Genomic DNA, 21,653 nt, shown 5'->3' on the forward strand with positions numbered 1-21,653 from the left:
TTATTTCGGTAAATTGACATGAAAATCGGGGTTTGGCTAGCAAGCCCTATTTAAAGCCGATTAGGTATCCTAAAATTAAATGATGATGATCTAATAATCTTTAGAGTTAGGTAGGTAGGTAGGTTTAAATGTTGTCAAAGGGTTAATGAAAGCAATTATCATATTTAGTGAGCAGACTTGCTAATCTGCAGGTTAAACTAGTGAATAGCCGAAGAACTGTATTCTGCATAACTTGATTCACAGTAAGAAATTTTATTTTAATGTAAAGTATGTACTATTTTGGATTTGTATAAGCTATTAAGATAGTTTCTTGTCCTTGTTTACTATTGAACTTGCTTTCTAAAACTTTAAGGTCTTCAATCTGGTCACTAGTTAAGTTAGAGAATAAAATATCCGATCGATTCATGATGATTTTTAACCCCCTTTTGTTTAAAACATTTAAAGAGTTTGTTATACGTATTAGTGTGTACAAAATTCAGGGGATTTAAACCTTATTTTTATACGTATTAATAAACAATATCATTCGGTAGAGTACTTGCTTTTCAAATATATATGAATGTGATAATATTATTGACGTTAGCAGGGGGATGGATGGTGGCTGGTGCTGCTCCCGGACTTCAAATCCGCGTGTCGGGACGCAGAACGTTCCGAGGTGTGTTCGATTCGCACGCATCCCCGCCATTAACCAAGGTCCGAATTATTAGGAGTGTACATTTTGGTCTAATTATTGGACAAGTCTTAGAGAAACTAAATCTAGGAGGTTTTATTTGTTTATTTGGAGGCAGCGTGAGGCTGCCTTTTGACATAAGAATAAGAAAATAAGCGGATGATTTATTAGGGGGGGGACTATGTGAATCTGATTGATGTGCTTATTATAGGGTTTGTCTTGTTCGGAGCGTTGCATGGCTATCAAAGAGGCTTAATAACAAGTATTTTTAATTTTTTCATTTGGATTGCAGGCTTCTTAGTGGCATCTTGGAAATATATGGTTGTTCTTCGCTGGACAGAACAGTATCTTCCGCTTCGGGAATGGATAGAGCCTGTAATTTACCGAACTCTGCTTCCCTCTGTAGAGTCTAAGGCCTTAACTTTGCAACAAAAGGTCCTAGGAAACATACTAGGCGTAATACCCGAAGAATGGCGCAGTATGCTCCCTTCTGCAGAATTACCAGGTGTAGAAATTCCTCAAACGATTGAACAAATGACTCATAGCCTGGCTGGAACGATTACTGACAGTATCTTAAACCTAATAGCCTTTGGCTTTGTGTTTTACTGTGTGGTGTTAGCAATGCAGTTATTAGTATTTATTCTCCTTCGCCCATTAGGTATTTGGAGTGGGTCGTTTAATCGCGGAGGGGGACTTTTGTTTGGTGGACTAAGCTCCCTTATTGGTTTGTCTGTATTGGCAGGCATATTGACGCCAGTGTTACAAATCGATGTGAATCATAGTTTTAGTGGGCTCGTCCTGAACTCATACCTTTACCCCTATTTGGTAGAGACTTTTAACGCCTTAGACCTGATGTTTTCGGCTCAACTTAGGGAAAAGCTTCTTGAACCACTATCAATGGGTAAGGGAGTTTGGTTTTAGGGCCAATTAATGACTGCTTAGGAAGCGGAATTTAGGCAGCGGTCAGTCATCGTATATAAGAAAGCGGTTTCAGGCAACGGGAGTTTAGCTGGACATACTATCGTATAAATCAAACGGAGAAGAAGAAGACTTAGAGTATCTGGCAGCATAATCTTGCCAAGTTAATTCAGGTAGGGGTGATTCTCGTGGGCTCTAAAAAGGTAAAATTAGCGTGGGATGAACTAAGGATGTCGGAGCAAGAAGATCAAGCGATGATTGAATACCTCTCCTTTTTGAGTAAGGGAAAAACGGAGAGGGAATCTTGGCAGATCATAGAAGGGTGGGCTCATCATAGCGGGTTTATACCTCTTGATAAAGTGGATAATTTTAAGCTTGGTCAAAGGGTTCGTCTGGCTGTTCAGGGAAAAGCCGGCATTTTGGCTATTGCAGGGCTCCGACCATTAAATGAAGGATTCCGTTTAATTGCGAGCCATATTGACGCTCCCAGGTTAGATATTAAGCAACGCCCTCTCTATGAAGAAGAAGGATTAGCTTTTCTAAAAACCCATTACTATGGAGGGATCAAAAAATATCAATGGATGGCCTTGCCTCTGGCTCTTCACGGAGTTGTCATCCTGCGCGATGGTCATAAGGCTGAAATTGTGATTGGAGAAGATGAAGACGATCCAATCTTCACAATTACGGACTTACTCCCACACCTTTCTAAGGATCAATATAACAAGAAATTACGCGAGGCTATAGCTGGAGAAGGGCTTAACCTTTTGTTAGGACACAATCCTTCCCCCGGAGAGGGTGATGAACGGGTTAAATCAGCGATACTCCTCTTTCTTAAGGACAAATATGGTATCGAAGAGGATGATTTTGTAAGTGCAGAGTTAGAGGTCGTACCTGCCGGAAGGGCTCGTTATGCAGGATTGGACCGTAGCTTTATTGCCGGATATGGACAAGATGATCGAATCTGTTCATTTGCTGCATGGAAAGCGCTTGAAGAAGTAAAGCAACCGGAGTGGACAACGATTGTTCTTTTTGCGGATAAAGAAGAGATTGGCAGCGATTCCAATACAGGTATGAAAGCTCGTTTCTTAGAGAACTTTATTGCGGAACTTATCACATTGCAAAATGGAAACTACGACGGGTTAATGGTTAGGCGCTCTCTGGCACGAGCTAAAGCACTTTCCGCGGATGTCACAGGTGGATATGATCCTAATTACGCCGATGTTATGGATAAACGTAATTCAGCTTTTTTAGGACGAGGTTTGGTTATCAGTAAATATACTGGTTCCGGAGGGAAATATGGTACGAGTGATGCCAACCCAGAATTTGTTGCCGAGGTTCGCAGAATTTTCGATGATGCTAAGATCTCGTGGCAAACAGCTGAATTAGGGAAAGTTGATCAAGGGGGCGGTGGTACAATTGCCCAATATATGGCCATATACGGAATGGAAGTCTTGGATTGTGGTGTGGGAATTCTAAGTATGCATGCTCCTTGGGAAATCTCCTCGATTGCTGATTTAGTCATGATGATACGCGGGTATCATGCATTTCTGAAATATCAGAGCTAACCCATTAACTGAAAGGGAGACTTATACATGAATAGTGTATGGATTCAGAGTAACTTGAACCGCTTTGATTGGCAGCAACTCGGAACTGCTGCCTTAAATTCGATATTATATATTGTAATAATACTTGTTATCTCGCGTGTCGCTTATTGGTTAATAATTTATTTATTACGAAGAACGTTACTGGATCACAAAGGAAAAAGAATCCTCGATGAACGTAAGGCTAATACAATGTTCTCGCTTCTTAGAAGTATGTCGTTTTATTTAATTACTTTTACTGCAATTCTACATACGCTTAAACGCATATTTAATTTTGACACTGGGACTCTTCTAGCCTCGGCTAGTGTCTTGGGTGTAGCATTAGGTTTTGGTTCGCAAAGCCTGGTTAAAGATATAATTGGCGGATTTTTTATCCTTTTCGAAGAGCAGTTTTCCGTTGGAGATTATATACAAACTGGACAATTTGCAGGAGTTGTAGAAGAGACTGGGATTCGGGCAACACATCTAAGGGACTGGGGCGGGGAACTTCATATTATTCCTAATGGCAGCATTACAGCTGTTACCAATTTCAGCCGTGGCAAGATGAGGGCTTTAGTTGATATACTGGTTCCCTATGATGAAGACTTAGACCGGGCTATGAAAGTAATCCATTCTGTTTGTGAGACAGTCAGTACGGAGTTTAAGGATAAAATTATTGATCCCCCTGCAGTGCAGGGAGTAATCCAGTTTGGAGAACGAAATGCTGTTTTGAGAGTGATTGGATTTACCCAACCTAATGAACAATGGAGCTTGGAGCGAGAACTGCGTCGTCAAATTCACAGCGCTTTTTTAAAAGAAGGAATTCGAACACCACAACAAAATATATTTATGTCTGACCCCTTGAAACGCTCCGATAATGAAAAGACGTGATAAAATAGTTTCTTAACTGACATATAAAATTGTTTTATAAAAGTTTAAGTTTATTTTAGGTAGAATGTGAGAAACGATGTACGATTTTCATATTCGTGCTTCGTGCCTCGAACTTCGAACCTCGATTTAGAGAGGGGAGTTAATGATGATTCCGTTAAATGTAGGAGATATTGTTCGTCTTCGTAAGCCTCATCCCTGTGGCAGTTTAGATTGGAAAGTGATGCGAACAGGGATGGATTTTCGTATCCAGTGTTTAGGCTGTCAGCATCAAGCTTGGATCCCCAGAGTAAAACTCGAACGTAATTTAAAGGAAATTCTTCAGCGTGCTGATGAAAAATGAGCAGAGTGGTTGCAGAGTAAGAAAACATCACATATAATCGGTTAAGATAGCTCGTCAGTGTATTATGAGGAGGTTCAGCCATGACTTTACATGCAGGAATTGTTGGCTTGCCGAATGTTGGTAAGTCGACGTTGTTTAACGCCATTACTCAAGCGGGTGCAGAAGCCGCTAATTACCCATTTTGCACGATAGATCCAAATATCGGAATGGTGGAAGTGCCTGATTCCCGTTTACAAAAACTCGCGGATATGGTTCATCCTAAGAAGATTGTTCCGGCAACTGTCGAGTTTGTAGATATTGCCGGACTCGTTAAGGGAGCAAGTAAAGGGGAAGGTCTAGGGAATAAGTTCTTGTCCCACATTCGCGAGGTCGATGCAATTGTGCATGTCGTGCGCTGTTTTGAAGATGAGAATGTTATTCACGTTGAAGGGAATGTAAACCCTAAGCGGGACATTGAGACGATTGACCTTGAGTTAGTCTTAGCGGATATGGAGAGTATAGAGAAGCGTTCTGAGCGTACATCGAAACTCTTGAAAACGGGGGATAAAAAGGCTCAAGGGGAGATTGAACTCTTAGAACGATTGAAGGAAGTGTTCAATCAGGGTAAAGGAGCTCGTTCATTGACCTTTACAGATGAGGAACGGGATATTCTAAAGGGATTTTCACTTTTGACTCTAAAACCGGTGCTCTATGTAGCGAATGTTAGTGAAAATGGACTAGCTACAGCGGCTGATAATCCCTATGTTCAACAGGTTAAGGCGATTGCTGCCGAAGAGGGTGCTGAAGTTGTTGTAGTCTGCGCACAGATTGAAGCGGAAATTGCAGAGCTTGAGGCAGATGAAAAGGATGCTTTTCTGGAAGACCTGGGGCTCGAAGAATCAGGACTAGACCGATTAATTCGAGTAGCCTTCCATTTATTGGGCCTAATGACGTTTTTTACGGCTGGACCTATCGAAGTCAAAGCCTGGACAATTTACCAGGGAACAAAGGCTCCCAAAGCTGCGGGGGTAATTCATACTGATTTTGAACATGGATTTATTCGCGCAGAAGTAGTCTCTTACAAGGACTTCGTGGAGCACAACGGCATAAATGGTGCAAGAGATAAAGGACTGGTTCGTTTAGAGGGTAAGGAATACATTATGAACGATGGAGATATTGTTCACTTCCGCTTTAACGTATAAAGTAACAAGCATTTTAAACTATAGAGAAATTGAACAGAAAAGTTGCTTTTTAAGGGATAGAATGGTATAATTTCTGCTTGGTAGTCTAAATATCCCTGCTCCGTAAAATCGGGGCCGTTTAGTCCGAGGGGAGGTGCAAATATGAAAGCGTATGAATTACTTTATATCATCAGGCCAGATCTAGATGAGGAGGCAACCACGGCACTAGTTGATCGTTTAGGAGGGCTCGTTGCCGGCAATGGCGGAGCAAATCTAACTGTTGAAAAGTGGGGTAAACGTCGGTTAGCCTATGAAATCAATGATTACAAAGAAGGCCAGTATATCCTGATGAATTTTGAAGGCGAAGGCCGTACATCTCAGGAAATTGAGCGGGTTATGAAAATATCTGACGATGTAATCCGTTTCCTGACCGTTAGAAAAGATGACTAAAGGACGGTGGGGCATATATGTTAAATCGTGTCGTTTTGATTGGCCGTTTGACGAAAGACCCCGAATTGCGTTATACTCCAACAGGTGTAGCGGTCGCCAATTTTACATTAGCGATTGATCGCAATTTCAAAAATGCTCAAGGGGAAAGAGATACAGACTTTATTAATTGTGTGGTCTATCGACAGCTTGCTGAACTCTGTGCTAATTATTTAGCGAAGGGAAAACTGGCAGCGGTGGATGGACGAATTCAAGTGCGTTCGTACACTGGACAAGACGGTCAAAAACGCTGGGTTACAGAGGTTATTGCTGAAGATGTTCGTTTTCTGAGTCCCAAAGACGGAGGAAGCACAGAATCAAAATCTTCAGGCGGAAATAGTTCGTTTGGACATGAAGTCAATTTGGATGATGACATCCCATTCTAACAGGGGAAGGGGAGAATTAGTATGAAACGTGAACGCGGACGTCGCCCACGTAAACGGGTATGCAGTTTTTGTGTAGACAAAGTAGAGTCAATGGATTACAAAGAGACTCATAAAGTACGTAAGTATGTTACTGACCGCGGCAAGATATTGCCTCGTCGTATTTCTGGAAACTGCGCTATGCATCAGCGCCAAGTAACCTTGGCTATCAAACGGGCTCGCAGTATTGCCTTATTGCCATATAGTGTAGAGTAGAAAAAAGGGAGCGAGAGCTCCCTTTTCTAATTTATAATAGTAAAGAGTATAATAATATGGTACCGTAAGAAAATATAACTTTCTGTAAAGTTCCTTGGTTAAATTTTCATTCAATAAAGGTGCAGGAGATTTGTAGGTTTATCACGAACTGTATTCGATAGGCACAGTTTGTTTCTTAGAGAGTATATGCAAAATAAGTTGACTCAAGCTCAAGCTCAAGCTCAAGCTCAAGCTGAACATCGGAAGCAGAGAACAAAAATCCTCACTTTGAAAGAAGTGGGAGTCTCTGAAGTGGATGGAGATTAGGAGGGGGCATCCCTGGATATTGAAGTAGATGTTGTTAAAGGCTTAAAAGCTATTGATGAACTCAAGGTTAATCTAATTCAGGCCCAGTGGCTTGTTCAACATGGAACTCTGAGCGGTTCTGAGGATGAAATGATTCAGGGCTTGGCGGATCTCGTAGGAATGAGCTATTTATTAGCAAGAAGGTTGGGGTTTGACTTTTCTCGACTTGATCGCATGTTGTTGCAACGCCTGGAAGGTCTGAAAAATACGGACGAGATGAATCTTGAAAAGCAATGGGGAGATTTGAGCTTATTATTAAGTTATCTAGCCCCTGAGGATTAACTTTTAATAGGAGAAAGTTGGAGATAATGTTTATAAGTGATGAATTGGCACGAGATTACTTAGCGAGAATGATTCTTTTGACCTTTCCTGGGGTGGGAATCGCAATGGGAACATGGGGTTTTTTGTGGGAAGTATTTCTATTATTTAGTGTGTTTATTGTGGGTCGTCGAAAAGGAGTGTTTACAGCGGCATTCTTTTTGGCGATTGGCTATATTGCAGCCTTGGTTATTTTTAAGGTTGAAGCCATTAATTACCTTGGCTTTGTACCCTTGGCGGGATTGCTGGGCGTTTTTGGGTGGCAAAAGGGTTGGCCGATACGTGTAAACTTTTTTTGGAGTGCTGTCGTGGCAGCGGTTTTAGGAATGGTACAAACTCTGCCGTTCGTTTTACAAGGATTTGATGCTGACACGACAAATGTCATGATTAACACAACAGTTCAACAATACCAAGCGTCTGGATTGTTGGAAATAATGAAACAACAAGGCATAAACGAGGTGCAGATCCGAGATTTGTTGCAACAAGGAATTGATATCTATGCTTTAGTCATTCCAAGTATTGCCGCGATTCTCGCCATAATTGAGTTTGGGTTTGTCTTCTATGTTATGAGGCGTTGGTTTAAAGGGGACATGGAATGGATTCCATTTACCCGTTGGCGCCTCCCTTGGTATGCGGTTTGGGGAGCGGTTTTGGGAATCGTATGCTATCTCTTAGGGGATCAGTTTTCTTGGCCTGTTATTCGCGGAATAGGAATTAACCTTATGGTTGTTTATGTTGCATTTACCCTGGTGTTGGGGATTTCTGCGTATCTCTATTTGTTACAATCCCCAAGGATTCCTAGGTTTCTTAAATGGGCCTTAATTCTTGTTAACTTCATATATTTCATGTTTAGTTTTGTCAGTTTAATTATTTTTGGACTGTTTGATTTAGTAATGAATTTTCGGCGCTTACCAGAAGAATCGTAAGGGGGAATTTTATATGAAGGTTATTCTTCAAGCAGATGTCAAAGGAACGGGTAAAAAAGGGCAAATTTTAGAGGTTGCAGATGGATATGCCAGAAATTTTCTTTTTCCTAAGAAATTAGCTATTGAGGCTACTACAGGCAATATTCAGGATATTTCACATAAGAAAGCTCTAGAAGATCGCCGCAAAGTAAAGGAAAAAGAAGATGCAATTCAATTAGGTAATAAACTTAATGCCCTTCAGATTGAAGTTAAGACAAAAACAGGTGAAGGCGGTCGCTTGTTTGGGTCAGTGACAAGTAAAGAAATCGCCGATGCCTTAAAGAAACAGCATAGTGTAGAAATAGATAAACGGAAATTGGATATTAAAGAGCCTATTAAGGCTCTTGGCAGCTATGAAGTGCATGTGAAGATCCATCCGGAAGTGATAGCGAAGCTCCAGGTACATGTAAGTGCTATCTAAAAGAAAACACAAAATATGACCATCGATAATCTGTTCTCGTGAAAGGGGTTCCCTCAATGAAAGGGATTTTAACAAAATGGTTAAATCAAACAAATCTCGGCGATCGGTTACAAGATGAGGAAGAGTGGATTCGGGAAGTAGAAGCACTTTATGTACTGCTTTCAAATTATTATGGAACAGACAAGCTAGTGCTTAAGGCCAGTCGATTGGAAGCACTGAAGCTCATGCGCTCGGATGAACTTGTTGAACGTGTCGCCGGATTACGAAAAATTGTATCTGATGATCCTACAGATCAACAGATACCAAAAATGCAGGAGATACCCCAGATATTAGATGAAATTGAGGAACAAATAGCAGATCTTATTGCTCGACGAGCAGTTGAAGATCGACTTGAACGGGTAGTTTCAGAAAAGATGCAGGAACGTCATCAGGATTACGTTAAAGAAATTAAAATGAACGTGCTAAAAGAAACTGCTGGACCGGAAAATGCCCAAACACTAAAGAAGTTAGCTATTCTCGAGAAGATGAATACTGTTTCACTCAAACGATCGGCTTTTGATGTATTACGGCCCCAAACTGTGGAAGAAATTGTAGGACAGGAAAGCGCTGTACAAGCACTTTTAGCCAAATTAGCAACACCCTATCCTCAACACATGTTGATATATGGTCCACCTGGAGTTGGTAAAACTACGGCAGCCAGGGTTGCGTTAGAAACGGTTAAAAATAGGCCCTACTCTCCCTTTACTAAGGATGCACCCTTTATTGAGGTGGATGGCACAACCTTAAGATGGGATCCCAGGGATGTAACCAATCCTCTCTTAGGTTCGGTACATGATCCGATCTATCAAGGTGCGAAGCATGACCTGGCAGATACGGGTATACCAGAACCTAAAATGGGTCTGGTGAGTGATGCTCATGGAGGGATTCTTTTTATCGACGAAATTGGGGAGATGGATCCCTTACTTTTAAATAAGTTGCTTAAAGTGCTCGAGGATAAGCGTGCATTCTTTGATTCTTCCTATTATGATCCGGGAAACAGCCAAGTTCCTCAATGGATAAAGAAACTTTTTGATGAGGGAGCACCCGCGGATTTTGTTCTGATTGGGGCAACCACGCGGGATCCGGCTGAACTTAATCCTGCCTTGCGTTCTCGCTGTTCAGAAGTTTTCTTCGTGCCATTAGAACCGAGAGATGTTCAACACATTATACGTCAAGCCGGGGATAAGCTTGGCGTGAGCTTGGAAGATAATGTCCCTGAAATTATTAGTGAATATGTGATAGAGGGGCGCAAGGCTAATAGTATTCTGACAGATGCTTACGGTCTGGCCAGGTATCGCAACCCAGAACAAGAGGAAGTTAGAGTAACAAGTGAGGATGTCTATGAAGTCTTGCGCTCTGCACGGCTTACCCCTTTTATTTTTAGAAAAGTCCAAAGCAACGTGGAAATCGGACGAGTTTTAGGGCTGGGGGTAGCTGGATTCTTGGGCTCAGTATTGGAAATTGAAGCGATTACCTTTACAGGACAAGATGGAAAAGGCACGATCCGGTTTAATGAGACTGCTGGAAGTATGGCTAGAGATGCTGTATTTAATGCTGCCGCTGTTATTCGTGATCTTACAGGAGAAGATTTACGTAATTACGATGTGCATGTTAACATAATTGGCGGGGCAAAAATTGACGGTCCATCAGCAGGGCTGGCAACAACCTTGGCTATTTACAGTGCATTAAAAAAACAACCGCTCCGACAGGATGTTGCTGTGACTGGAGAGATCTCTATTCAAGGTAAGGTTAAACCGGTCGGAGGGATTTATGAAAAAATTTTTGGGGCTAAGCAGGTTGAAGTTCGGAAGGTTTTGATCCCCTTTGAAAATATGGCGGACGTACCTCAAAGTTTACAGGGCATTGAAGTTGTACCTGTCAGGACGATTGAAGAGGCTATGAGCCATGTTTTTGATATTCAAATATTCAAATATTCAATGTAGAATATTAGAGTTAGTATGACCGGAGGAGAGAAGATATGGAACTCATAAAAGTTCCACCACAGAATTTAGAGGCCGAACAAGCGGTTTTGGGCGCAATGATGCTCGATCCGGAGGCAGGGAGTTCTGTCTTTGAAATACTTCAACCGGATGACTTTTATAGAGATAATCACCGTTTGATTTTTTCAGCAATTCAAGATCTCTCTGAAAAGGGAGACCCGGTTGACTTAGTAAGTGTTGCAGAAGTTTTACGTCGTCAGGGGCGTCTGGAACAAGTGGGCGGAATAGCGACAATCTCTGAAATTGCCCGTTCTGTACCTTCTGCCGCAAATGTAGAATATTACGCTAAACTTGTAACGGAAAAGGCTCTGTTGCGTCAACTTATTCGAGCAACAAGCAGTATCCTGGAACGGGGATATGAGCCAGGGGAAGAGGCCCGCAGCCTTCTGGAAGAAGCAGAAAAATTAATTCTTGATCTTTCTCGCCGACGTGTTAAAGATGGGTTTAGTATTATTCGTGACGTTCTATTAGAGACCTTTGAGAAGATAGAGTATCTCTATGCTCATAAAGGAAATCTAACGGGTGTTCCAACCTTTTTCACGGAATTAGATCGAATGACTTCTGGTTGGCAACCTTCTGATTTGGTGATTATTGCAGCTCGGCCCTCCATGGGAAAAACGGCACTTGTTTTAAACATGGCACAAAATGCGGCAGTTCGGGCGAAGGTTCCGGTTGCAGTTTTTAGCTTGGAAATGTCCAAAGAACAATTGGTACAACGAATGCTCTGTGGAGAAGCGATGGTTGATCAACAGCGTGTAAGGACGGGAGACTTACTGGATGCAGATTGGCCGAAGTTGACGCGAGCAGTGGGGCCTCTCTCGGATGCCCCGATCTTTATTGATGATACAGTAGGGATCTCTTTGGCTGAGCTTCGTTCGAAAGCTCGCAGATTGAAGACAGAACATAATTTAGGGATGATCATTATTGATTATCTGCAGCTTTTGTCTGTGGGGAAAAAGTCTGAAAGCCGCCAACAGGAAGTTGCACAAATCTCCAGATCTCTCAAAGGGCTTGCTCGTGAACTAAAGGTGCCAGTCATTGCTTTGTCACAGCTTAATCGAGGGGTTGAACAACGCCAAGATAAACGGCCTATGATGTCAGACTTGTTGGAGTCAGGAGCAATTGAAGCGGATGCAGATGTGATCTCATTTATTTATCGGGATGATTATTATCATCCCGAGTCAGAAAAAAAAGGAATAGCAGAGTTGATTATCGCAAAACACCGTAACGGTCCAGTAGGAACCGTTGAATTAGGGTTTCTTAGAGAATTCACCAAGTTTGTAAACTTGGATCGACAACATCAAAGTGCTTAACAATCCTCCCCCTTGCCATTTATCGGCGAGGGGTTTTTCTCACTAATAAGGGCAACATGCCGCCTGCAAGAACTAGCATACATCCATTGACTAGCACATGAAGAAATTTTTATGAGTATAGATAATTATAATTGTTATGGCCGAATTCTGTTTTGGCGAAAATAGAGAGACAAGAATGTCGAATGTTTTATGTATTTTTTTAATTAATGTTCGGTTATTGGATTGACAAGGGGGAGTTGGATTGTTAAGATAAAATTGTTTGCGACTGGGGTTTTTATATTTAGAAAAGAAAACGGCTCTAGGAGGGAAAACAATGAAACATAATGTAGATGTCTTAATTATCGGAGCCGGTCCGGCCGGAATTTTTACGGCCTTAGAGTTAACAAAGCACGATAAAGATTTAAAGATTCTTATTGTTGATAATGGTCGAAGCATAGAAAAGCGAAAGTGCCCCGCTCGTACGACTGGGGTTTGTGCAGGATGTAATCCGTGTGCCATCACCAGAGGATGGTCGGGTGCCGGAGCTTTCAGTGATGGTAAACTGTCTTTGAGCCCTGCGGTAGGCGGTCGTTTGGTTGAGTATATGAAAGAGGAACAAGCTCAAGAGTTGATTGATTATGCTGATTCAATTTACCGTCAGTTTGGTGCTCAGGAAACAGTATATGGCTTAGATAACCGCCGGGTGGAAGAAATTCAGTATGAGGCATCTCGTCACAATATTGCGCTAATTCATTGTCCGGTACGGCATTTGGGTACAGAGCTGGCCTATGATGTCTTAAAGGGGATGTATGAACATCTCATGCGAGAAGCAAATACGATTTTCTGGGAACTTGCTGAAGTTAAGAATATTTTGGCCGACTCAGAAGGAGCAATAGGGGCTACTATCCAACGTCGAGATGAACAAGAGCTGGATGAAGTGTTTGCTCGTTACGTGATTGCTGCCCCCGGACGAGGGGGAGCAAATTGGCTCGCGGATCAGACTGTTCGCTTAGGTGTTGTAACAGAAAACAATGAAGTCGATATTGGAGTAAGGGTCGAAGTGCCAAACTCAATTCTTGACAATTTAACTCGTGAACTTTACGAACCTAAACTGGTTTATTATTCAGATACGTATGACCTCAAAACACGTAGTTTCTGCGTCAATCCGGGCGGAGTGGTATCAGAGGAACACTACGACGGAGATATTGCTGTAGTAAATGGGCATAGTTATGCGGATCCTGAGAAGAAGACCAAGAACACGAATTTTGCTTTATTGGTTTCTACTCGCTTTACAGAACCCTTCAATCAACCTATTGAATATGGACGATATATTGCCCGGCTGGCGAACATGCTAACAGGTGGAGGAGTAATGGTACAGCGGCTGGGAGATCTTCTGCAGGGGAGGCGGACGACGGAAAGTCGTTTGCGAAAATCGACGACTATTCCTACGCTTCTTTCTGCTGTTCCAGGAGACCTTAGTTATGTGCTCCCGGAGCGGTACTTGACTTCCCTTATTGAGACTCTCAAGGCGTTCGATAAGATCGCACCCGGTATGTATTCTAAGAATACGTTATTGTACGGAGTGGAGGTTAAATTTTATTCTTCTAAAGTAAAAGTGAAATCAAATTTTGAAACAGCAATACCTAGGTTATATGCAATTGGGGATGGAGCGGGAATCACACGCGGGTTAATGCAAGCTTCTGCGACAGGGATTGTTGTTGCCCGAGATATTGTGGCCAAGGTAAAATAAATTAATATTTACACTCCCTTGTGGAAGATAATCAAAATTATCATTTAAGAGGAAAGAATGACTGGGGGCGAAGTTTGTTGCTCGAACGATATACTCACCCTGAAATGGGAAAGTTATGGCAGGACGGATATGAATATGATCGCTGGCTAGAAGTTGAACTGGCTGTTGCTGAAGTTATGGCAAAGCGTGGGGAAATCCCTCAAAAGGCCATGGAAGATATTAGGACTAAGGCAAAAGTGAATTCTGAACGGATTTTAGAAATTGAGGCCATAGTTCGTCATGACCTAATTGCTTTTCTGCAAGCGGTTGTAGAAGAAATTGGAAAATCTGGTAAATACTTACATCTTGGATTGACTTCTTCAGATGTTAAAGACACTGCGTTAAGCCTTGTGTTAAAGGATTCAGGTCTTCTGCTGAAAAAAGACTTAATAGAGTTCCGAGAGGCATTGGTCAAACGAGCCTTGGAGAGCAAATATACAGTGATGGTCGGTCGGACTCATGGTATACATGCTGAGCCGCTAACGTTTGGCTTAAAGTTGGCACTATGGATTGCCGAGATTGATCGTCAAATCGAACGTCTTGATCAGGCTATAGTTTCTGTAAGTGCTGGGAAGATCTCAGGAGCAGTGGGAACGTATGCCAACGTCTCACCAGAAGTTGAAGAGGCTGTTTGTCAACATCTGGGTCTGGAGACTGCTTTGGTGAGCAATCAAATTTTGCAAAGGGATAGACACGCTCATTTTGTGACAACCTTAGCTTTAATTGGGGGCTCTATCGAAAAAATCTCAACAGAAATTCGCAATTTACAACGCACAGATATTCTTGAAGTAGAGGAACCTTTTGCAGACGGACAAAAGGGCTCCTCTGCAATGCCGCATAAGCGGAATCCGATCATTTGTGAGCAAGTGTCAGGAATGTCGAGGCTTCTGCGAGGTAATGCAGTGGCCGCTATGGAGAATATTGCCCTCTGGCATGAACGGGATATGACTCATTCTTCTGTTGAACGGATCATACTTCCGGACAGCTGTATTCTGTTAGATCATATGCTTCGACAGATGACAAAAGTTATTTCCGGGCTTAAGATTCGTGAAGATCACATGAAGCGAAATCTCCAGAAAACCTTTGGACTGACATCTTCCCAGCGCGTTCTCTTGGCCTTAGTCGAACATGGTTGTATGAGAGAAGAGGCCTATGCCTGGGTTCAACAGAACGCATTTGAAGCCTGGGATCAAGGGTTGGATTTCATAGAAGTTGTTTCCAAGGACGCTCGTGTTCTAACCTATTTGACCAAAGAAGAAATTCAGGGCTTGTTTGATTTAAGATATCATCTACAGCACGTGGATAATATCTTTAAACGACTGAAATTAGAAGATTAGAGCTTGAAAGATGGGAGGAAAATCTATATGGCTGCTGTTGTTTTAATTGGTTCTCAATGGGGGGACGAGGGAAAGGGCAAGATAACGGATTTCCTAGCCGAAAAAGCGAATGTTGTTGTAAGGTACCAGGGCGGGAACAATGCCGGTCACACGGTTGTTGCAAATGGAGAAGAGTTTAAACTTCATCTAATTCCTTCGGGAATTCTCTATGCAGACAAGACTTGCGTGATTGGCAATGGAGTGGTGATTGATCCGAAGGTCTTGTTACAGGAATTAGATTACCTTGCCAAGCGAGGTATTAAGACGGGTAAGCTAGTCATTAGCAGTAATGCCCATGTCATAATGCCCTACCACAGAGTGCTTGACGGCTTGGAAGAAGAGGCACGCGGTGAGCATAAAATTGGAACCACAGGACGTGGAATCGGTCCTGCTTATATGGATAAGGCGTCGAGGATTGGGATTAGAATTATTGATCTCTTAGATAAGGATGAGTTTGCTGAGAAACTACGGCGTAATTTAGTCGAGAAAAACAACTTGTTCGTGAAAGTCTACGGTAAGGCAGCACTTGAATTTGAAGAAATTCATGAAACCTATCTGGGTTATGCGGATAGAATTCGTTCGATGGTGACCGATAGTTCACTTACCATTGATGTAAGCATTCAAGCAGGAGAGAAAGTCCTCTTTGAGGGGGCGCAAGGGACCTTGCTTGACATAGATCATGGGACTTACCCGTTTGTCACATCATCTCATCCGATAGCCGGAGGAGCTTGTATAGGAGCCGGAGTTGGGCCAACGCGTATTAATCGTGTAATTGGGGTTATTAAGGCCTATACTACGCGTGTGGGAGAAGGCCCTTTCCCTACAGAGTTACTAGATGAGACCGGCGAAGAAATGCGGAAGAATGGACATGAGTTTGGAACCACCACCGGCCGCGCGCGTCGATGCGGTTGGTTTGATGCGGTTATTGCCAGATATGCTGTTCGTGTGAGCGGAATTTCAGATTTTGCTATAACAAAACTAGATGTTCTTACGGGATTTGAGACATTAAGGATCTGCGTTGGGTATCGTGTAGAGGATGAGATTATCCGAGAATTCCCACAGAGTCAAAAGATATTCAAGAAATGCCAACCAGTTTATGAGGAAATGCCCGGTTGGAAAGAAGATATTACACAAGTCCGCCGCTTCGAGGACCTGCCCCAGGCAGCCCAAAATTATATCCTCAGGATTGAGGAATTGTCGGGTGTACCAGCTACTTTGGTAGCAATTGGTCCTGGACGTGAACAAACAATTGTACGCGGGGAAATTTTTAGTTAAGAAAAACATTGACACTTCTAATACTTTCGTGTAGAATTTTAATTCGTGGTACAAATATTGGGCCATTAGCTCAGTCGGCTAGAGCACCTGACTTTTAATCAGGGTGTCCCGCGTTCGAGTCGCGGATGGCCCACCATAACAGAATTGACCGTTTTAGCCATGTTGGCATAGCAGATGATTTACGGCAGTGAGAAATTCTAATCTCACTCCATAAAATCGGAAGGTGTGTCCAGCATGGCTAAAATTTGTATTAAGGGCTCAATAAACAATATTGCTTAGGAAATAGCCTCTTCAATCATGGATTAGCTAATATGGCGGAAGAATTACAAGAAACTTTAAAGAAGTTTAGTATTTAAACAACAACTAAATCTAATTAAATCCAAAGGATAGGAACGGAACAATTACTTAGGCATGCATAAGTGATGCGTACTAATCTGTAATTATAGGGAGACCGTGATTAAACAGAATGTGTTTAGTACTGTCATCTTAGTTTTTTCCTTAAAATCGAATCGAATAAATTGAAGTGAAAACAATATATAATTATTGTGTGTGAAAAATGCCTTCTTTTAGTGCTCATATCATAAAAAAAGCAGAATTTGATGAAATTTGGGAAAAATATATAGAATAATTGTTTTCCTTGTGCTATAGTCAGATAAAAGGGACAATAAAATATCGAAAAGGATCTTTCCGATATTATATAAGGCTATTGACAAAGGCAAACTTAGCGAAAGCTGAGGACGCAAAGCTACGGGTCTTCCACGTAAGGGTGATGATAGCCGAGCTGCCAATCAGGGACTCTGTCGTGCCTTAAGGGGGGCGATTTTTTGTAGTCAAAAAATTATAGGGCCTTTTCATTATAGGTTATTTTAAAGCAAATTAGAAAAAGGGGGCCAGGAGAGGAAATGACGAAGATAAAGTACCGCATTATTCTTTTGCTAGTGACAACAGCACTTATTATGGGTTCGATTCTCGGAGGTTACAGTATTTATAATTTAATAGTAGCAGAACAAACTAACTTAAAACAATATCGAGATACCTTGTACGAACAGTTTGATCGAAATGTTAAACTTCAAGTACAGACTGCTCACAGTTTAGTTCAAGATATTTATGCCAGTCAGCAAAGAGGAGAATTAACTCCTGAAGAGGCAAAGAAGAAAGCAGCCGATTTAGTGAGAAATTTACGGTTCGATAATGGAAACTACTTTTGGATTGATACTACAGAGGGGGTAAATGTTGTTCTCCTCGGGAGAGATACTGCCGAGGGAAAATCGCGTTATGATTCCAAAGACAGTGATGGTAAACTATTCGTACAGGACTTTATTAAGAATGGCACTCAAGTCGATGGAGGCTATTCGGATTACAAATTTGCAAAGCCAAATGAAACTGAAGCGTTACCAAAGAGAAGTTATACATTGTTATTTCAACCCTATAATTGGGTGATTGGAACTGGGAACTGGGTAGATGATATTGATAAACTTGTTGCGGCCAAGGAGCTTGATTATCAGCAAAAGGGCAGAGTAAGTATAATCTATACTTTAGTATCCATCTTATTGGCCGTAGGAATAGCACTCGTCTTAGGGACGATTATGAGTAAAAAGATTTCCAATCAGATCGTTGCGATGGCAACTAGTGCAGAGGAGATTGCCAAAGGGAATCTTAACGTAGAGGGTCTCAATATTAGTTCTAAAGACGAATTAGGTCAACTAGGAAGAGCTTTTAAAACTATGACTGAAAACTTAATCCAGCTTGTTGAACAAGTATCATCGTCCTCAAGGCAAGTTGCTGCCTCATCCCAACAATTGAGTATAGGAGCAGAACAATCTGCACAAGCCTCGCAACAAGTTGCATTATCAATATCAGAAGTTTCCTTGGGGGCTGAAAAACAGCTGAGTGCAGTAAATGAGACATCCTCAAGCGTGGAGGAGATGTCAGCAGGAATCCAGCATATGTTAGAGAATGCCAAAGTAGTCGTTAAGTCCTCGGAAAAAACTGCCCTTTCTGCTTCTGAGGGAACTCAAGCCATTGGCAAGACGATTCAGCAAATGGTCAATATTGAAAGAACAGTGACAGGGTCAGCAGATATGGTTACCAATTTAGGAGAGCGTTCTAAAGAAATCGGACAAATTGTGGATACCATTTCCGGGATAGCAGCTCAGACAAACCTTCTCGCCTTAAATGCAGCAATTGAAGCTGCGCGAGCAGGTGAACAAGGAAGAGGGTTTGCTGTAGTAGCGGATGAGGTCCGGAAATTAGCAGAACAATCGCAAGAAGCGTCTAAACAGATTGCCACGTTGATCAGTGGCATTCAGCAAGATACGCAAAAGGCGGTTTTATCGATCAATGAAGGAACACAACAAGTTAAATTGGGAACACAAGTAGCTGAGACTGCAGGCCAAGCATTTAATGAAATAACGTCATTAATTAATCAGGTTTCGTCCCAGATTGGGGAGATCTCGGAAGAAATTCAACAAATGGCAATAGGTAGTGAAAGAATAGTCGCATCGGTTTCAGATATATATGAGACGAGTAGAGATATCACAGGCCAGACGCAAACTGTGTCTGCTGCGACGGAGGAACAGTCGGCCTCGGTAGAAGAAATTGCCTCTTCGAGTCACGTATTAGCTAATATGGCGGAGGAACTGCAACAAACTTTGAAGAAATTTAATTATTAAGCAACTTATTTTTAAAGAGATAGGAACGGTATATGATATCCTTCCTATCTCTTTATGTCATGCCTGAACAGTTTCTTGAAACTTGACATTGTATTACTAAGACAAAAAGTATATAATGCGAATTTTGTTTTTTGAGAAAATGGGTGGAACTTTTAAATTCACCTATAAGACTCGATAGAATTGAGGAAAAGTCTTGACAGAGATAGTAACATAGTGTAATATTCATATTTGTGAGTGTCCTTTAAATATTTCTTTACTTTAAGGTGGTTTTAAAAGTGTTTTAGAGTATCGAGATACTGGCATTTATAAGGCCCGTTGGTCAAGCGGTCTAAGACACCGCCCTTTCACGGCGGTTACACGGGTTCGAATCCCGTACGGGTCACCAAAACTTTAATGCCTCGGTAGCTCAGTCGGTAGAGCAGAGGACTGAAAATCCTCGTGTCGGCGGTTCGATTCCGTCCTGAGGCACCATAATGTCTAGCTAAGGAAATTAGGTTAAGTTGTCTGTACTATAAAAAATAGCTCTCAAGGTTCTGTAATTTCCTCTGGGAAAGAACAGATCCTTTTTTGTCGTAATTTGAAGTTCTGAGGTGTTTCCCATTGGTTTGTAGCATTTACTTCATCAGAGTGCCCCTCGCTTTTTAAGTTTATAGCGATCTTGAATTAAGTTTACTTTATGAGAAATACTAGAAGCATGATCGTTGTTAAGGGCGGGAAAGCCGACAGTTTTATTGAATGAAATATTTAATTTAAGATTTTCGGTAATCAGACTTATAGAATAAGGTTGGTGAAATCTGTGCCATTACCTGAGAATAACTTACTGTTTGGGTTCGCGCCAAGATTGACGGCGGAACAACGGGAATATGTTGATGCGATATTTGATTATCAATTAGTGATGGTCAATGCTAAAGCAGGAACTGGAAAGACAACTCTTGCAGTTGCTTGTGCTAAACTCTTTAAGCAACCACTAACATATATTTTTAATCCAGTTCAGGAATCTGCGATGGGGTTCAGACCGGGAACCCAATCTGAGAAGGAAAGTATCTACCATCAACCATTGACAGATGCTCTCTTAGAAATCAATGAGAATCCTGCTCAGTGTGTATATAATGAAGAGGCACTGGTCAATGAAGCTATTCGCAGGAAGGTAAGTATGAAACGGGTAATGGATAGCATTTGGTGTTATCCTAAAACGCCTTTATTTCTTAGAGGCACTAACCTTAAGGAAATGACTATAATTATCGATGAGTGCCAGAATTTTACGGTTCAAGAATTAAGAAAAGTATTCACTAGAGTGCATGATTCATGCAAAGTTATATGTATCGGCCATTCGGGTCAAATTGACATCCCTGTCGCTAAAAGTGGTTTTGTACCCTATATGGAACACTTTAAGAGTCAACCTTATTGCAAGATTCTAACATTGACGAAGAACTTTCGTGGAGATCTTGCAAATTGGGCAGACTCAATTTAGATTAACTGAAAGCGAACCAGAGACGAAATACAATAACAGGAATTAGCACATATTGTTTTAAGTAGTTTTAAGTACTAAATTCATTAGAATAGTATGAGTTGACATATTCGTTCCTAGCGCTTATAATTCTCATTGTTGGGAAAAGGGGCCTGATGAAAAGAGGCTGAAAGGATAACCCATAATATAATTAAGCGGACGTGGCTCAGCGGTAGAGCATTGGCTTCCCAAGCCGAGGATCGCGAGTTCGAATCTCGTCGTCCGCTCCATATGAAATGTAGGCACTGCAAGGGATTGCGGTGCTTTTCTGTATTGTATGGGAAGGGTGAGAATAGCTTTGACGACAACTAGCATTTTAAAAGAAAAACCGGATTTCTCCGGTATATAACGGGTTCCGTTAAGGAGTACAAAACTAAGAATCACGTTTGAATTCGCATCAACTTTCTCTTAGGTAATCACGGGTATATGCTTTACCAAGACTTAATATTCTAGCCATTCATGAAGAGAACAAAATATCAAGAAATAATCGCAGCTCTAACTGAAAAGCATAGTGGAAGATGTTAAAGATGATGTCCAAGAGATTAAAAAGTTTGTTTTGGAAAACCATTGGAACCAATCATAAGGCTGTAAAACAATAATACCCGCGAGATTTACTCGTGTGTATCAGATATCCTTAACATCTTATAAGTGTTTTTAAGAAGGAATGGCAATAGAATGAGATGTAAAAATCTACCTTCAAAGGTTGTGAAGAAGATGATAAAAAGAACGGTAAGTACCAAGAAAATGTTGTGTAATAATTTTGCAGTTTTATTTTTAACGTTAAAAAATGTGTCATAGAGAATGAAAAGCGAAGCACCGCTAAGCGGGACACTTAATATAAGAAATTGGAAATTCAATGCTTGCTCAGTATAGAATACAAAAGCAAAAACTGCTAATATTAAAAATAATGAGGCTGTAGTTAGGGCTTGCTAGCCAAACCCCGATTTTCATGTCAATTTACCGAAATAACATTT

The 21,653-nt window shown here is 41.5% G+C and carries 18 protein-coding genes, 5 tRNA genes and 1 riboswitch; all 23 genes read left to right on the top strand.

Going from position 1 to position 21,653, the window contains the following annotated elements; all coding sequences use genetic code 11:
* Positions 1–583 precede the first annotated feature (583 nt).
* The 23 genes from LJE72_RS24380 (at position 584) to LJE72_RS24490 (ending at position 20,909) form a co-directional block, all read left to right on the top strand.
* Positions 584–681 (top strand) — tRNA-Sec (locus LJE72_RS24380).
* A 169-nt stretch (positions 682–850) separates the two neighbouring features.
* Positions 851–1,588, top strand: coding sequence for a CvpA family protein (locus LJE72_RS24385; protein WP_229250619.1), 738 nt, complete (start codon positions 851–853; stop codon positions 1,586–1,588).
* A 185-nt stretch (positions 1,589–1,773) separates the two neighbouring features.
* Entirely contained in the window at positions 1,774–3,150 is a 1,377-nt protein-coding gene (locus LJE72_RS24390) for an aminopeptidase (protein WP_312038967.1), read from the top strand.
* 27 nt (positions 3,151–3,177) lie between these two features.
* Positions 3,178–4,056: a mechanosensitive ion channel family protein gene (locus LJE72_RS24395; RefSeq protein ID WP_229250622.1), complete on the top strand. Its 879-nt coding sequence runs from the start codon at positions 3,178–3,180 to the stop codon at positions 4,054–4,056.
* A gap of 145 nt (positions 4,057–4,201) precedes the next feature.
* Positions 4,202–4,396, top strand: coding sequence for a DUF951 domain-containing protein (locus LJE72_RS24400; protein ID WP_229250642.1), 195 nt, complete (start codon positions 4,202–4,204; stop codon positions 4,394–4,396).
* Between the two features lie 80 nt (positions 4,397–4,476).
* Entirely contained in the window at positions 4,477–5,577 is a 1,101-nt protein-coding gene (gene ychF / locus LJE72_RS24405; protein WP_229250624.1) for a redox-regulated ATPase YchF, read from the top strand.
* Positions 5,578–5,718: 141 nt separating this feature from the next.
* Complete coding sequence (gene rpsF, locus LJE72_RS24410) at positions 5,719–6,006, top strand: 30S ribosomal protein S6 (RefSeq protein ID WP_229250626.1); 288 nt, start codon at positions 5,719–5,721, stop codon at positions 6,004–6,006.
* 17 nt (positions 6,007–6,023) lie between these two features.
* Positions 6,024–6,428: a single-stranded DNA-binding protein gene (locus LJE72_RS24415; RefSeq protein WP_229250628.1), complete on the top strand. Its 405-nt coding sequence runs from the start codon at positions 6,024–6,026 to the stop codon at positions 6,426–6,428.
* A 21-nt stretch (positions 6,429–6,449) separates the two neighbouring features.
* On the top strand, positions 6,450–6,680 hold the full coding sequence (rpsR, locus tag LJE72_RS24420) for a 30S ribosomal protein S18 (RefSeq protein WP_007787675.1): 231 nt from the start codon (positions 6,450–6,452) through the stop codon (positions 6,678–6,680).
* 324 nt (positions 6,681–7,004) lie between these two features.
* Positions 7,005–7,307 carry a MazG-like family protein gene (locus LJE72_RS24425; RefSeq protein ID WP_073027039.1) on the top strand — a complete coding sequence of 101 codons (303 nt, stop codon included), beginning with the start codon at positions 7,005–7,007 and terminating at the stop codon, positions 7,305–7,307.
* Between the two features lie 26 nt (positions 7,308–7,333).
* Positions 7,334–8,269 (top strand): DUF2232 domain-containing protein, encoded by a 936-nt coding sequence (locus tag LJE72_RS24430; protein WP_229250630.1) that lies wholly within the window; start codon positions 7,334–7,336, stop codon positions 8,267–8,269.
* Between the two features lie 13 nt (positions 8,270–8,282).
* Complete coding sequence (gene rplI, locus LJE72_RS24435) at positions 8,283–8,729, top strand: 50S ribosomal protein L9 (RefSeq protein WP_073027043.1); 447 nt, start codon at positions 8,283–8,285, stop codon at positions 8,727–8,729.
* 56 nt (positions 8,730–8,785) lie between these two features.
* Positions 8,786–10,711 carry a Lon family ATP-dependent protease gene (gene lonC / locus LJE72_RS24440; protein ID WP_229250632.1) on the top strand — a complete coding sequence of 642 codons (1,926 nt, stop codon included), beginning with the start codon at positions 8,786–8,788 and terminating at the stop codon, positions 10,709–10,711.
* Positions 10,712–10,746: 35 nt separating this feature from the next.
* Positions 10,747–12,081, top strand: coding sequence for a replicative DNA helicase (dnaB, locus tag LJE72_RS24445; RefSeq protein ID WP_073027047.1), 1,335 nt, complete (start codon positions 10,747–10,749; stop codon positions 12,079–12,081).
* 313 nt (positions 12,082–12,394) lie between these two features.
* Entirely contained in the window at positions 12,395–13,810 is a 1,416-nt protein-coding gene (locus tag LJE72_RS24450) for an NAD(P)/FAD-dependent oxidoreductase (protein WP_229250634.1), read from the top strand.
* Between the two features lie 74 nt (positions 13,811–13,884).
* Positions 13,885–15,186: an adenylosuccinate lyase gene (gene purB, locus LJE72_RS24455; protein ID WP_229250636.1), complete on the top strand. Its 1,302-nt coding sequence runs from the start codon at positions 13,885–13,887 to the stop codon at positions 15,184–15,186.
* Positions 15,187–15,213: 27 nt separating this feature from the next.
* On the top strand, positions 15,214–16,500 hold the full coding sequence (locus LJE72_RS24460) for an adenylosuccinate synthase (protein ID WP_229250637.1): 1,287 nt from the start codon (positions 15,214–15,216) through the stop codon (positions 16,498–16,500).
* 59 nt (positions 16,501–16,559) lie between these two features.
* Positions 16,560–16,636: transfer RNA gene (locus tag LJE72_RS24465), tRNA-Lys, on the top strand.
* A gap of 568 nt (positions 16,637–17,204) precedes the next feature.
* A riboswitch (cyclic di-GMP riboswitch) is annotated at positions 17,205–17,289 on the top strand.
* Between the two features lie 113 nt (positions 17,290–17,402).
* Positions 17,403–19,172, top strand: coding sequence for a methyl-accepting chemotaxis protein (locus LJE72_RS24470; RefSeq protein ID WP_229250639.1), 1,770 nt, complete (start codon positions 17,403–17,405; stop codon positions 19,170–19,172).
* 309 nt (positions 19,173–19,481) lie between these two features.
* Positions 19,482–19,557, top strand: a tRNA-Glu gene (locus LJE72_RS24475).
* Between the two features lie 10 nt (positions 19,558–19,567).
* A tRNA-Phe gene (locus LJE72_RS24480) sits at positions 19,568–19,643 on the top strand.
* A gap of 325 nt (positions 19,644–19,968) precedes the next feature.
* The gene (locus LJE72_RS24485) at positions 19,969–20,643 is read left to right on the top strand and encodes a PhoH family protein (protein WP_229250641.1); all 675 of its coding nucleotides are present in this window, start codon (positions 19,969–19,971) and stop codon (positions 20,641–20,643) included.
* Positions 20,644–20,834: 191 nt separating this feature from the next.
* Positions 20,835–20,909, top strand: a tRNA-Gly gene (locus LJE72_RS24490).
* Positions 20,910–21,653 lie beyond the last annotated feature (744 nt).

The sequence above is a fragment of the Desulfosporosinus shakirovi genome (assembly GCF_020595055.1).
Classification (GTDB): Bacteria; Bacillota; Desulfitobacteriia; order Desulfitobacteriales; family Desulfitobacteriaceae; genus Desulfosporosinus; species Desulfosporosinus shakirovi.

What these genes read in the sequence shown, in the direction of transcription:
- LJE72_RS24395 (WP_229250622.1), top strand. Translation starts at nt 3,178, where the DNA reads ATGAATAGTGTATGGATTCAGAGTAACTTGAACCGCTTTGATTGGCAG.
- LJE72_RS24400 (WP_229250642.1), top strand. Translation starts at nt 4,202, where the DNA reads ATGATTCCGTTAAATGTAGGAGATATTGTTCGTCTTCGTAAGCCTCAT.
- ychF (WP_229250624.1), top strand. Translation starts at nt 4,477, where the DNA reads ATGACTTTACATGCAGGAATTGTTGGCTTGCCGAATGTTGGTAAGTCG.
- rpsF (WP_229250626.1), top strand. Translation starts at nt 5,719, where the DNA reads ATGAAAGCGTATGAATTACTTTATATCATCAGGCCAGATCTAGATGAG.
- LJE72_RS24415 (WP_229250628.1), top strand. Translation starts at nt 6,024, where the DNA reads ATGTTAAATCGTGTCGTTTTGATTGGCCGTTTGACGAAAGACCCCGAA.
- rpsR (WP_007787675.1), top strand. Translation starts at nt 6,450, where the DNA reads ATGAAACGTGAACGCGGACGTCGCCCACGTAAACGGGTATGCAGTTTT.
- LJE72_RS24430 (WP_229250630.1), top strand. Translation starts at nt 7,334, where the DNA reads ATGTTTATAAGTGATGAATTGGCACGAGATTACTTAGCGAGAATGATT.
- rplI (WP_073027043.1), top strand. Translation starts at nt 8,283, where the DNA reads ATGAAGGTTATTCTTCAAGCAGATGTCAAAGGAACGGGTAAAAAAGGG.
- lonC (WP_229250632.1), top strand. Translation starts at nt 8,786, where the DNA reads ATGAAAGGGATTTTAACAAAATGGTTAAATCAAACAAATCTCGGCGAT.
- dnaB (WP_073027047.1), top strand. Translation starts at nt 10,747, where the DNA reads ATGGAACTCATAAAAGTTCCACCACAGAATTTAGAGGCCGAACAAGCG.
- LJE72_RS24450 (WP_229250634.1), top strand. Translation starts at nt 12,395, where the DNA reads ATGAAACATAATGTAGATGTCTTAATTATCGGAGCCGGTCCGGCCGGA.
- LJE72_RS24460 (WP_229250637.1), top strand. Translation starts at nt 15,214, where the DNA reads ATGGCTGCTGTTGTTTTAATTGGTTCTCAATGGGGGGACGAGGGAAAG.
- LJE72_RS24470 (WP_229250639.1), top strand. Translation starts at nt 17,403, where the DNA reads ATGACGAAGATAAAGTACCGCATTATTCTTTTGCTAGTGACAACAGCA.